We start from the raw sequence: 13,545 nt of genomic DNA on the forward strand, positions 1-13,545 counted from the left end.
CCAATGATTGACAAGGGTAGTGACCAAGCTTTTGGCTCTTCGATTTTCGTATATTCCGCCTAAATTGATACTAGGTGTACTGATTCGAGCTTGAACACTGTGAGCAAAGCCTACCCTATTCTCTGGTTCACCATTTTCTCCTAACTCACTATTCCAACACAGTTTTTGGAAGGTGGATAATCTCCCCCTCGTCAAACCAACCTTGCTGGAGTGCTGTCCTAGCTACTTCTTCGGGTTCGTTTGTATAGGCGATAACAGCCAAGCTTTCTTCAGCTCGACTGCAAGTGACATAAAAGAGTCTTTTGGTTCGATCAATTCCAGTCTCTTTGCCTTCTCTTTGGTTACGCTGATCTGTTTCTGAGAGAGGCTTAGCTCCAAATAGTTTGTCATAACTGAATAAAAATCCACGAGCCTCTTCATCATCTAGTACGACCATAACTCGGGGAAACTCAAGCCCTTTGATACCTTGATGGGTGCCGAATTCTGAATCGTCTGAAATATACTGAACGTAAGCTTTAAACTCGCTGAACTTTGCTTTAAGAGCATTGTCCCACGCATCAATAGTTGGATTGATATCACGTTCACTCTCAGGCTCTTGATACTCTTTTTCCTCATCTCTAGTTGCGATAACAGCTAAAGTTTCTGGTAAAGGAAATAGTCCGCTACGATGGATTTCTTTGAGTATGCTGTGCAGGCTAGGCTCTGAGGCTCCATCCCACAAACCGTGGAGTGAATCAACAGCATGCTTGGCCTTATCCAGTTCCGCTCTAGGGTTACTACTGACTTGTAAATGTTCAGCAGAGATAAGAGGGGAGTATTTGTTTACGATTCGGCTAACAGCAAACTTATTCCCTGACTTCAAGTTATCGATAAGTGGTAGAACTCGGCCTGAGAAAAGGGTGATACAAGCATGGGTACCATCAAGTAAACTAGTCCTGAGCTTATCAATTGCATACAGAGGGTCAAAGAAGCTTGAAAACCCCCCTCGCCTTGCAGCCATATGATGCTCTAAAGTTAGTGTTTTCCTGTTCTTTCTATCTTCTATCCAAAGTTCGTCTCCGGTAATGTTTGCCATTTCTTGGCAAATCGATTCTTCAAATACCGCCTTATCAATTTCGTCTTTGGTATTTGCGATAAATAGACGAACAAAGCCCTCTGCGTCTTTGGCCGGTAGTTGAACGTTTTGGTCAACATCCTCACGAATTCTATTGATAAGCTTTACAACCCGCCGTGGACAACGGTAGTTGTATTCCTTCTTGGGAGTCAGCCAGTCATCAGGTAAGTCTTGACCTAAATGCTCCTTGCCGTCGTTGTAGATCCGTTGCATTACATCCCCAAATAGACCCATTGAAAACTGCTCTTTGTGAGATGCTTGAACAGCAAAGAGTGCCTCAATCAGCTCTTTCTTGGTGTCCTGGCTCTCATCTACAAGTAAAATTGGAAACTTGCGAATAAGGATCTGTTGCAAGAGAGGCTTGTTTGTTAGGAGTTCGGCGGTCATACCAATTACTTCTGAATGGCTAAGTGAGTCGCTGCCCGTATTACCTCCGTTGGGGTTGTATGAAAACTTCCGAACTCTATCAAGTGAGCCCAGTCGCCTTTGTTTTGATGCGATCTGTCGACGTCTGTCTTCAGCTGCCTTTGTACCTTCGCGTCCTTTACGCTGAGCTTCTTCAAGTTCTTTAATATCGGTTTGAAGACTGGCTTTGAGCATGCCTCTAATGTCGTTTGGGTGAGGTTTTATAAGTTCCCAAGCGAAGCTATGAATTGTTGAAACACTGAAGCTTGGATCAAACTCCAAACGACGCTTGATTTCATCACATGCTGCATTGGTGTATGTAATGATCGCTACTTGCTGAGCATTTACTCGTAAGCGATGTATGTTCTGCTCACGAAATCGCTTTAGCACTTCTACCAATGAACGTGTTTTTCCCGAGCCAGCTCCGGCAAATAGAAAAAAGCTCTTAGGGGCATCAAGATTAAGACAACTATAGATGACCTCATCAACATTAATGCCTTTCATGAACCAACCTCCTGAGTCGATTTTGGGTGAGCTAACTCCTCAAGTGTTGTTTTAAGCCATGATAGCCCTTCTCGTATGTAATATGGTGGTTGAAAAGTGCTGAGATCCACTAAATAGAGTAGATCTAGAGCCATCTCTGCTTTTTTAGCACTCTTATTCAGTGCGTTAAACATGTCTTCACAGGTCTCATCGAAGGATGCCTTCTTAGTGGCATCAGCCATTTTCTTTGTGAGGCCTGTGACCTGGGTCATACGCTGGAAGGTTGGAAGGTTGGCCAATACCAAAGCATCCTCGAATGTGTAAGGAATAGCGGATCTAAATCCTGTTAGTCCCTTGTTGTCAGGGGGGAGAGTAACAATAATTTTGGAGGGGTAAGCTACCCGAACCTTTCCACAGCTTGCTGTTTTCTTCTCTGAAGAAACCCCAATTACTTCATCCAAATCAGTTGTACTCGGAGCCCAAGTCTTTAGCGTATCATTTCCAGTTAATTGATTTTGACCTATTTGGGGCCTAGCTTTATTTGTCTTGAACTTAGGTTCACCCTTAGCATTTTTTTCTCCAGTATCTTCCTTTTCCAGAGAATCTAAGTCGGTAATGATCAGCGTCGGTATCCCCAAGGCTTCAATTAACGGACGCAAACGGTGAGCATGACTACCACCTATCTCAAGTAATGAGATGTAGCTTTTATCAAGTTCGGGGCAATGGTTTTTGATGAAGTGAGGCACCAGCATTCGTTCCGCAGGTCCTTCTATCAGGATTGCGGCATCTGCGAAAAATAGATCGCAGTGTGTTGTTCTTAGATAGCGTGTTGCGAACTGCGCAGTTTCATTTCTTCTCTGTTCTTCAGGATCTTGCCCATTTGCTTGTTTTTTTCGCTCAATACCAAATATCGTTGACATATTTACAACACTGGCACAGGGTACGTCCCTGGCTGTTGCAACTGGGATTCTTCGGAAATAGCGCAAGCCAGTGAAGTCGGTTTCGTGAGTAATATGGCTGGAGTGCGTGCTAACCACCATTTGAGTAGAAAACTGCTTTTTACCTCCAAGATCTGAGTGAGCTCTTAGAACGCTGTAAGCTTTCTTTATGAATACTTGTTGAACTTGTGCGTGCAAGTGAGCTTCAGGTTCTTCAATCAACATGAGGTGAATAGGTTCAATGCGCTTGCTACTGTTTTCTTCTCGTTTGCCTGCTTTACCTACACGCATCCATTCATCTCGGAAACGGATGAGGTTGAAGATCATTGAGATGAGGTTTTGATAACCGAGTCCGTTATATTTTTCCGGTAAGCAAAACCCCTCTTGAGAAGTACTGTTATCGCGCAATACGTTGAACTGAACTGCTGAGTCATGATTCAAGCCTTCCAACGGATTTACTTTGCTTGAGAGCAAAATCTGGGGGTCACTAAAACCCGGGTAGTTAAGCCCCTCCAGCTCCCCTATCGCATTACTGAAACTACTCTTCAACTTTTCATCGAATGCGACTCTGGCAGCCTCCATTGCTTCGAGGGCATCAAGATCGCTTTCTTCTGGCAGCTCATTCGGATTGAGGTGCTTATCGAAGTAGCTTCTGAGCTGAGCAGATAAACGTCGTTCGCTATTAGTGCTTCCTTCACCTGAATTGGGATCTGAAAATCCACGTTGTGCGTTAATGATATCTACTTTAAATAAACCATCAAACGGATCGTTTTCCATTGCCTCCATGTATTCTTTGAAGGGCTGTGGTTGCGTTAGATTAGCTAAATTTGGGTCTAGTACATAAGCATTGACAGTGAAATAGCTTTGGAGATTTCTGTCCAAAAAATCTCGCATTGATGTTGGCCACAATGTCAAAGCTGATGAGTTGTTATTACCATTTTTGCCGTTACGAGATGCTAAAGTGGCTTGAGCTGCCGAGTGTGCAGACACGTAAGCTTTGTATAGTTCTTCAGGGTCTTTAGGTTCCAAAATCAACCTAGCCCCCAGTAAGCCCCCGTCCCAATCCAGATTTGGTAAAAGATGGCGGACATAGTGGATCTGTGACACATCGACGTCCAACCAAATATCAATCGACGGAAACTGCTCACGCCAAATGTCTTGTGTCAAATCGGGTTGTCGTTCTTCTCCAGTGCTTACCCAGTTAGCGCCGATTTGATCAATGTTGTTCCAATTAGCTAGAGTGATGTCGGTAGTAGAAAGCTCTTTCCGTTTTGATTTCCTCAAAAACATGATCAGCGCATCCATCGCTGAGGTTTTACCGCTATTATTCGCACCAACAAGAATAGTATTAGCTTCTGCAAGCTCTACACGACAATTCTTTAATTTCCGAAAGTTTTGGATATCTATATGGGCAATTTTCATTGCTATATTCCCTAGCTTAATTGGATTTCAACGCATGTTTGTGGCGCTTTCTTTTAAATTTCATTTTGGCTGGTTTATCTGCTTGAGTAAGAGATTGAATAGCTACCATCTCAGTAGACTCTTTTGTATTACTCTTCTTACCTCGTCGCGCAACACACCATCACTGTCTAACTTTTCCGATATAATACACCACAAAGTGCATAAAGAAATACCTGATCTAGACCGCATCAGAGAACGAGTGAACAATGTCCTGACAGTAGGTAACGAATAGCTTTTTTGGGGTTAATGATTGAAGGTTAGATGATTAGTTTTTGTATGGTGAAACTAGCATTTTTATCACGTAGTGAAAAACTGGCTAAACACACTTTGGGGCAATTTCGTGCCAAATAGCCGAGGTCAATCTGACACGTTGATAGACAGAAATTGTTTAGAGTCCGGACTTAAATTTGCGAAAGAAGAATAACTTTAAGTATGGAAAGTTCACTTAGCATAGTGCCCTAACTAATGATGCAGAAAATAATCATTGCTGGCTAGTATTTACTGCACCGCTAAAGTTACCATTACGAATAAAATTCATAGATTGCACGAACCTTCGACCATTTGGGCTTAGTGTGATGATTGTGTCGGTTGTTACTTTATCTTTACCTCCACCTACTCTTCTATATGTTGGAACGATAGCTCCACTCTCTACTAACTCTATAACAACGTTAAGTATTTGCTCATCAGATAAATGTTCCAAGCTCGGAAGAAAATCTAGAGTACCAAGACCCGTAATTAAATTAGATACCTTAACGTTACTAGCGCCACTGTGTTGAGAATTTAATGCGCCAAGTCCAATAAGTAAGTCTCGGTGCTGCTCAGTTTTTGCCACGAAAGAACTAAACAAATCACTATAGGGTAAAAGGCTTTCAAATCCTTTTGAAAAACCTAAAGCACAAAACAAGGCGGCACAATTAGATTGTGAGTTCATAAATTGCTTCTGCGATTCACGTAGTTGTTTTTGATTATCTTGCAATTGCTTTGTAAATGTTTCTATTAGTTCAGTTCGCTCATCCTTTAGTTCTAATGAATCACTTCGGCTCAAGAATTTTTTTGAATCAAAATAAAAACTGATATTGTTTCTTGCATATAAAGAGAAGTCATAACATACAGATGCAAAAATATTTAACAGAGGGTAAGAAAAAGAAATAACCAGAGCTGACAACAGAGGAGTCAATATATAGTAAAAACTACTTTCAGTGCTATTAAGGATAGTTGACATTTCAATACTGTTTGAAATGTATGAAATCTTTGCATAAATATCGTCTTCTGAAAAAAATAAAACTAATAAATCATTCCAATGATCCAAAAAGAAACATACAGCAAAAATCCATAAAAAAGGACTTGTAGCTTTCTCATAGACGTAAGACGTAAGACTTTTAGCTACATCCCCTAAATTCATTTTATCCTTTCCTATACCGAGCCTAACTTTACCGACAAAGCGATAGTAAATATGTCTTATATTAGAAGAATTAGATAAACTAAGTCAAAGGAGAACTTTCTGAAATGCGAGATCATCAGTTCTAACACATTTCGGGGCATTTCCAATTTAACACTGCCATTAATTCTCCCGACTAAATAGCAAAAAAAACCCCGTGATCCGACGAAAGGATACGGGGCCATTGCTCTTACATTTTTGCTAAATTAATCTCGATGACTGTCCGTGATTACGGCGCTTTGACACTCAAACTGGCCTCGGCACTGTTGTTCTTTTTACCACGCCCAGTCACGATAAACACCCGTGACGATTTGATGTTATTTTCATTGACCAAATAACGCTTCACGGCCTGGCTACGCGCTGTCGCGAGTGCCACCATCTCTTGCTGGCTGACCGATTGAGCACTGACCAACTTTTGATACAGAAGAATATCTAAAGAGGTGTTCACCTGCTCCTCTGTTAAAGTTTGGCCTTGTTGGGTCGCTTGATCGATAATACCCTGGCGCTGCTGATCAATGTCGTCAGCCACTTGCTGTTGATAAACCGTTTGCAACGCCTCTGCGATGTTGGCGTGCTGGGCGATTTCACTTGGCGAGAAGTCTTCAGGCCAAATCACCACCAATGGCTGGGCTAATAACAGCGCTTGTGCTTTTTGTTCGGCAAGGCTGCGAGCATCTTCTTTTTCATTTAACTGCCCCTGAACATCGACATTTAAATTCGGACGCTTGGTCAAGGCTTCTGCCAAGGTATCGAGCTTTTTGACCGCATCAGGGGTGAGTTCGCTGCTGCCAGCTAGGTAAGCCACTTTGTCTAATGGCTCATCACTGCCAACCAAGTTCGCCAAAAAGGAGAACGGCGCGGTAACGGCTTTGGTGATCACATTGCCAAGCGCTTTTAGAATGATCCCCCCAACACTAAAGCTTGGACTGTCGAGGTCGCCACTGACCGGCAAGCCAAGATCAATCACGCCATTGCGATCTTGTAACAACGCAATCGCCAAGCCAAGAGGCAAGTTCAGCGCCTGCTTAGAATTACTCGCTTTACCCAATTTTAACTGATCGATCACGACGCGGTTTTCACCACGTAACTGATTGTCTTGCAATGAGTATTGTACATCTAATGACAATAAGCCTTTATCGATGTAACGGCCCATGTATGTCCCGGAGTACGGGCTCACCGACGTCAGCTCCGCCCCTTCAACTGAGAAACCAATATCGAGTTCTGGGGTCGGGCTAAAGGGTTTAACCGTGCCAGTAACACTGACAGGAGCATAGCGGTCAATTTTACCAGACAAGTCAATCTTAGTGGTTTTGCTTGGCTCAGAACTGACCGGTGAAATCACCCCGTTTAACAGTTCAATACTGGCGGCAAAGCTCGGCGTCAATGATAAGTCGGCAAAATCGGTCGCCCCATCAATAATCTTGATGTTATTGATATCAAAACTAAAGGCAGGTGCGCTGCTGGCCTGTGCCGTACTTGACGATGGATCATTGGCCACAGGAGACGGTGCATCGCTGTGCGACTCATCTTGAGAGGCCGCTTGGGTGGCCGACGTCGTTTTTGCTAATTGACTGACGTTGGTTTTTTTCTGTTGATCAATCTGCAACGTAAAGTACGGCTGATCAATCGCCACGGTATCAACGGCGAGGTGGTTTTTCTGTTGATCAAAATCTAACCCGATCAAGGCCAAATCTTGCCATTTTAACAGCGGTTTATTCATCAGCGTATCGACGACATTCAGGCCGTCAATATTGGTTTCGCCCTTGATGGTCGCGCCACTGTCTTGCTGCCAATCGAGGGCAAGTTTGGCATTGAGTCGCCCCTCTTTCACCGCGATGTGCGCATAAGGCTCGAGATAGGTTTGTAACCAAGGTAATGCCCATTCACTTAAGGTGATATCGCCTTTAACCCCAGCTAACTGTGGCGCCACCTGCCCTTTTGCCTCCAGTTGGCTACTTAACGTTTGCGGCGCTTGCTGGTTTTGCCCGGCCATCGCCAACGAAACCTGGTAGTCGATTGGGCTCGATAGATCGCTGCGAATACCCGTTAATGTGACTTGAGGAGACACTTGCCAAACCATATCTTTGGCAATGGTTTGCTCGTGCAGCAGAATATTGCTTTGCGTTAACTTAAACTGCTTGAGTTCAACCAGCCAAGCCGGCTCGGCAGTGGTGTTACTGTCAGAATTAGCCACTTGAGCTTTAGACTCTTGGGCCTTAGCGTCGTCAGATTTCTCAACCTGTGAATTAGCTGACGAGGTCGCCGGTGAAGCCTGGTCGGTTTTAGGCATAAACAAAGAGACTAAATCCAATTCGCCTTGTTTAAAGGCGCCGTTCACGTCAAGTTTATCGAGCATTAACCCATCGATGGTGACTTTTTGGCTTTGGCTATCGGCTTTAATATCGCCGAGTTTAAGCGATCCCAACGAGATCTTTTGCTCATCACCTTGTAAGAACGCCAAATCCAACAGCGACAAACGGGTTTTATCGATTTGCCAAACTAACTGATCTTGTTTTTGTGACACTTGATAACGACTGGTGAAATTCAACTGGCCAGAAGACAAAGTGGCAGGAATTTGCGCTTTGACAAACGACCACAAAGGCGTCAAGGCAATCTTGTTAAGTGCCACTTGGCCGTTGAGTTTCAGCGGCTGAAGTTGTACTTGCCCTTTGAGGCTCACCTGACCGGTTTTGTTGGTCACAAAGTTCACTTGATAATCGTTGCCCAGCGAGTCTGCCGATGGCGTCGATTCTGTGATTAAGTAATGGGTGTTAAAATCTTTAATAGCAAAATTGAGATCGTCATAGCTCAGGGCGCTGCCGGTCGGTTGATCGTCATAATAAATCGCGCCGTCACTGATCACCAATTGGTTGAGTAACAAGGCTGGGATGCCGCTTTCTTCTTGCGGCTCTTGCTCGGGTTCTGGTTCTTTTTGCGCAGCGCGTTTTGCTAAGTGATCGAGGATATCGCTAAAACTAAAGCGCTCGTTACTCACACGGGCAATGGTGGTTTGGGGCTGTTGAAGGAAAATGTGATCAACGGTCGGGGTTAAATCCAATAGCGAACGCCACACTTGCAGTTCGACTTCGAGACGAGAAAACGAGAACAGCGCCTGCTCTGCAGAAACACCGGTCTCGGTCGCGTCGCCTGGTGTCTTTTCTTGTGCCTCACCAATGACAAAACCGTCGATGCGAGCGCGCCACAAAAACGGATTGAATTTAACATCACTGATCGCAACGGGGCGGCCCAAGGTATCGCTAAGCCACGGCGGCGCATAATGTTTCGCCGCGGCAGGGAGCACCACCCCAGCCAAAAGTAAAAACACAGCGTATAACAGGACCAAATACGCCGTTAATTTTATCCACCACGGTTGGCTTTTAAACCTTTGCCAACCACTGTTTTTTTGGGTTTGTTCGACTGTGTTTTCTTCCATCACCACGCCACTTAGTATCCGCTCAAAATGAAACTGCATTATTATCGAATCAGTATTGCATAAATCCGCGTAGAGGTTAACTGTGGTCGGGCCTTGTTCGGACAAGAGATTAGAGATTGCTCACCTTTTCGCCATTGCAGCCTTCATTTTGCCATCTGACGAAAGGTAAGGTTTATCCGCGGTTGGTTGACCTTTTTGGTTTTGGGCAAAGTGTGTAGCCAATACTGCTGAATGGGGCCGCCCATGATCAGCGCACTGCCATTCGCCAGCCAGAGCTCAACCTTGTGTTTGGTGGCTTTGTGCTTAAAAACAAACTTTCGCTCTGCACCAAAACTGATGGAGACGATCACGCCTTCGCGCTTGAGTTCGGGCTCATTGTCGCTGTGCCATCCCATCCCCTGCTCGCCGTGTTGGTAGAAATTCAATAAACAAGTATCGAAGCACTCGCCTGTCACTTGTTCCACTCGCTGTTTGATCGCCAGTAATGGGGGCGTCCATAATTGGGCTTGTTTGGTGTGTTGTGCGTAGCGATACAAATACGGTTGAGTACCAAACCACGCCACTTGCCTGTCGGTAGTGATGGTTTTGCCAAACATCGTGACCTGATCGCGCTGCCAAGGGATAGACTCAGAGAGTATCGCCAACCATTGCGCGCTTTCTTGGTCGTTAAAAAGCGTTTCTAGGTAATGGGCTTCGCCATCGTAAGGAAGAAGGTTGTTGCCCGAGGGCTCGCTTGGCGCGAATAAGTCTGGTTGCATTCCTCTCTCCGGTCATAAAAAGGCTCTGTCACTAGATCTTGCTGCTCTGACACTGGCTACGCTCGCCAAGGATTATCCGAGCTCGCGTCGTTGCGATTAGCCACTATTCAGGGGTACATCATCTCAGGCGTCCAATTCATCGGGTAACAATAATACCAACCAGAGAGAGTCGGTTGTCAATAAACCCTGATGGCAAATACGCAACCTTATTTGCCATCAGGGTAAGCGGTTACAAAGAAAGGGTTCGGCGTTATTTAGGAGTGACGAGAAGCGGTCGACGGCGTTTGAACACCCACAGCCGATTTAAGGTGTAATTACTCAAACAGCCGGCAATCACGCCCAGTGTCAAGGCGACGAGTTGCCAAAAAGGCTGCGACGGTAACAGAGACACCAGCCCTTTAAAGACCAACAAATTCGGTATCGCCGATAAACAAGCACTGAAGGCATACGCCGCCCACTCCTTAAGATGACCAGACCACGACCCGGCTTGAGATTGGAAGGTATAAAATCGATTCCCCAACCAAGTAAAATGCACCGCAGCGATAAACGCCACCAGCCGCGATGTGAATAATGGCCACAAGAGCAAGTGATTTAAATAGGCAAACAACAAGGCATCAAAGCAAAAACCCAAAGCACCGACTAACAAAAACCGTTGATATTGTTGTTTTATTTTTACTTGTTGTTTGAGTAACATCATTTTATTGGCAGACATATAAACCTCTTGAACTTTTTCCTTGCCAGTTGAGTAGGCAGCGCCAACCCGATTGATTTGCCCAACGTGAGACCTGCTTGGGCTTGCCAATAATTTGAAATTTGTCAGGGAAATGTGTGACCTCATCGACGAGTCTAGCCTGACCTCGACTGTAAAACTGACCTGAAAACGGCCTCTTACCAACGTAATAGACCGGCAGGTCATGCTGTGCCTTGTTCAACAAGCCCTTATCGCTGCGTTTTTCGTCGGCGCCCAATTGGATCACCACCACCGCGATAATTAACGCAAGAGGAATAAAACCGCCCATCGCTAACCAACGTTGGTTACCGGTTGCCGCAATGGGGTGTCGTTCAACACTTTGATACGCTTGCGACAACGGCTCAACTCGAGAAGTCTTAACCCCCTCATGGGCGAAACTCGATGTATTGTGGCTGGTTTGCGGGTATGTACAAGGTACGATGACCCCTGAGTGTGAGGCACCTCTCATCGGCATATCAGTATTTGTTGCGTGTCCCACAAAGTTGCTTGCCACAATATTGCCACTTGTTCGTTCACCCATTGGTTTCTTGTGCAAACTGGCGTGATGTTGCGACAGCCCTTTCGCTGTGTATTTTTCGTCAGCGTTGGTTTTTCGAGTCCGTGGCGGACTTAAAAGCCAGAGCACTAAACCTGGGATCCCCGGTAAAACATAAGCTGGAAGTATGTTGCCCGCCAGAGTAAAAAGAACCATAGGAGCAATCCCCCACAAGACGTAATACAAGGTCTCGGCCGAAAACCGCCACCATTGACGAGAGCGCTTTGGATTCATCAGGCGATAAATAAGCACCAATGACCAAGGCATAAAACCAGCCAACGCATAGAGCCAGATGGTCCCTCGCAAACGTTCGTGTGCGGTTCCGTAAAGATCCCCTTGCCAACCACTGACTAAAAAGCGTTTGATGTGTTCACCGACAATAAAGTAATCCAAAAACCCCGGGGTGGCCCGCTCAGCCAATACATACCAAGGCACTGAAATCACGAGCATCAGTAAGGTTCCTCGGATCAGAGGTAACTCAGTGAAAAGACGCTTTAGCCCGGTTCGAAAACCAAAAACGATCACCACCCAAGGTAAGATTGCCAACCCCATCAGAACAATCACTAAAGGGCCTTTCGCCAACATCCCCACGGCCAGACCAATAAAGCCGACATAAGTCCAGTGACGATGTTCATGCCAGGCAAGGTAGAAACCGATCATGGCTAATGTCAGTGAAAAGGTTAACGCCATATCCGTCATCACCGCCCCCGAGGCAATGGTAAAGATGACGCTTGTAGACAAAACAAACGCGGCTTTTAAACCAGAGATCCCTTGTCGGCGAGCGAACCAAGCCAACATAGCCACCGTGATAAGGCCCAATAACCAGTGTGGGAAACGTACCGCCAGTTCATTCACACCCAAGGTATTGATGCCCAGTGCGCTCATCCAAGCAAACAAGGGGGGCTTACCCCAAAATGGAACACCATAGTCAAACTGTGGTGTGATCCAATTTCCGGTTTCAACCATGATTCTCGCCATTTCACCATAGCGAGCTTCGGTCGTGTCCATTAATGGGTATGCCGATAAGCTCAACAGGCGGATAAGCCAAACAGCAATTAGGCCTAACCAAAGAGAAGAACGCACTAACTTCATGCTCTTTTTTCCTCTTGCTTGGTATGATGGCTTGTGACTGATGACGTTGCAGAATCGGCATACGGGCTATGGGTTTGATAGGTAGGCGGCTTTTTAGTGGCGGATTTAATCACATACAAGGGGCGATTTTGCGCTTCAACCAAAGTGCGGCCAACGTATTCACCAATTAAACCTAAAAATAAAAAAGTAAAACCGAACAAGAGTAAACCAAGCGCGCTAAGCCAAGAGAGCGCACTGATTGTTTCGCCATACCATGCGCTAAGAATCGTCAGACGAGTGAATACCACTATTGTCGACATCACACATAAAGCACCAACGATGCTTGCCATTCTCAATGGTGCGGTTGAAAAAGCGGTTATCCCATCCATCGCCAAAGCCAGTAACTTTACGTATCCCCATTTACTGTGCCCCATTACTCGCGAATCGCGATCAAAATAAACCTGACAATGATTAAAACCAGGCCAAGAAAACAGCCCTTTCATGTAACGGTTTTTTTCTGGTAATTGGTTTAATTGATCAATGATAGGGCGACTGATCAAACGAAAATCGCCAACATTTTCCACCATTGGCGTTGAGGAAATCGCGTTGATAAGTTTGTAGAAGCACTTGGCACTAAAGGTTTTAAACCAGGTTTCACCGTCGCGTTTACGGCGTACCATATTGACCACATCAAACCCCTGACGCCATTTATCCATCATGAGAGGGATCGACTCTGGGGGATCTTGTAAGTCGGCATCAATAATAATTGCACACTGACCTTGGCAGACAGCAAGCCCCGCACTCATTGCCGCTTCTTTACCAAAATTGCGGCTTAAGGCAATGGAACGAATAACAACAGAGGATGGCGGCAGGCTTTCGACAATCGATAAACTCGAATCGTCGCTGCCATCATCGATATAGATGACTTCAAAGGTTTCACTAATGTCTTTGATCGCCTTAAGCAAGCGTTGATGAAAGATTTCTAATACCGCTTGTTCATTAAAGTAAGGCACAATGACTGAAACGGTCACGGGATGGTGGATATCCACTACATTGGTCTGAGTTGAGTTCATAGCGAGTTCATCATTTTTAACAATGGCATCAGACTACTCGACGTGCCATCGACAAAAGGTCGTTGACATTTTTTTCACGGCGGAT

The 13,545-nt window shown here is 45.2% G+C and carries 8 protein-coding genes; all 8 read right to left on the bottom strand.

Translation table 11 applies throughout. The annotated features are described in order from the left end of the window. Nucleotides 1-148 precede the first annotated feature (148 nt). Nucleotides 149-2,023, bottom strand: coding sequence for a UvrD-helicase domain-containing protein (locus AB0763_RS13710; RefSeq protein WP_306099751.1), 1,875 nt, complete (start codon nucleotides 2,021-2,023; stop codon nucleotides 149-151). After that, nucleotides 2,020-4,362, bottom strand: a complete 2,343-nt coding sequence (locus AB0763_RS13715; RefSeq protein WP_306099752.1) for an ATP-dependent endonuclease — start codon at nucleotides 4,360-4,362, stop codon at nucleotides 2,020-2,022. Before AB0763_RS13715 ends, AB0763_RS13710 begins: the two co-directional genes overlap by 4 nt. A gap of 520 nt (nucleotides 4,363-4,882) precedes the next feature. Beyond that, nucleotides 4,883-5,803 carry a hypothetical protein gene (locus AB0763_RS13720; protein ID WP_306099753.1) on the bottom strand — a complete coding sequence of 307 codons (921 nt, stop codon included), beginning with the start codon at nucleotides 5,801-5,803 and terminating at the stop codon, nucleotides 4,883-4,885. A gap of 265 nt (nucleotides 5,804-6,068) precedes the next feature. Beyond that, complete coding sequence (locus tag AB0763_RS13725) at nucleotides 6,069-9,272, bottom strand: DUF748 domain-containing protein (protein WP_306099754.1); 3,204 nt, start codon at nucleotides 9,270-9,272, stop codon at nucleotides 6,069-6,071. 143 nt (nucleotides 9,273-9,415) lie between these two features. Further along, nucleotides 9,416-10,030: an alpha-ketoglutarate-dependent dioxygenase AlkB gene (locus AB0763_RS13730; RefSeq protein ID WP_306099755.1), complete on the bottom strand. Its 615-nt coding sequence runs from the start codon at nucleotides 10,028-10,030 to the stop codon at nucleotides 9,416-9,418. Nucleotides 10,031-10,280: 250 nt separating this feature from the next. Then, complete coding sequence (locus AB0763_RS13735; RefSeq protein WP_306099756.1) at nucleotides 10,281-10,742, bottom strand: GtrA family protein; 462 nt, start codon at nucleotides 10,740-10,742, stop codon at nucleotides 10,281-10,283. Next, nucleotides 10,729-12,408: a glycosyltransferase family 39 protein gene (locus tag AB0763_RS13740; protein ID WP_306099757.1), complete on the bottom strand. Its 1,680-nt coding sequence runs from the start codon at nucleotides 12,406-12,408 to the stop codon at nucleotides 10,729-10,731. Before AB0763_RS13740 ends, AB0763_RS13735 begins: the two co-directional genes overlap by 14 nt. After that, a complete protein-coding gene (locus AB0763_RS13745; RefSeq protein ID WP_306099758.1) occupies nucleotides 12,405-13,460 on the bottom strand; it encodes a glycosyltransferase family 2 protein in 1,056 nt (351 codons plus the stop codon). The genes AB0763_RS13740 and AB0763_RS13745 overlap by 4 nt, the downstream gene beginning before the upstream one ends. Nucleotides 13,461-13,545 lie beyond the last annotated feature (85 nt).

This window comes from Vibrio sp. HB236076, assembly GCF_040957575.1.
In the GTDB taxonomy this organism is placed as follows: domain Bacteria; phylum Pseudomonadota; class Gammaproteobacteria; order Enterobacterales; family Vibrionaceae; genus Vibrio.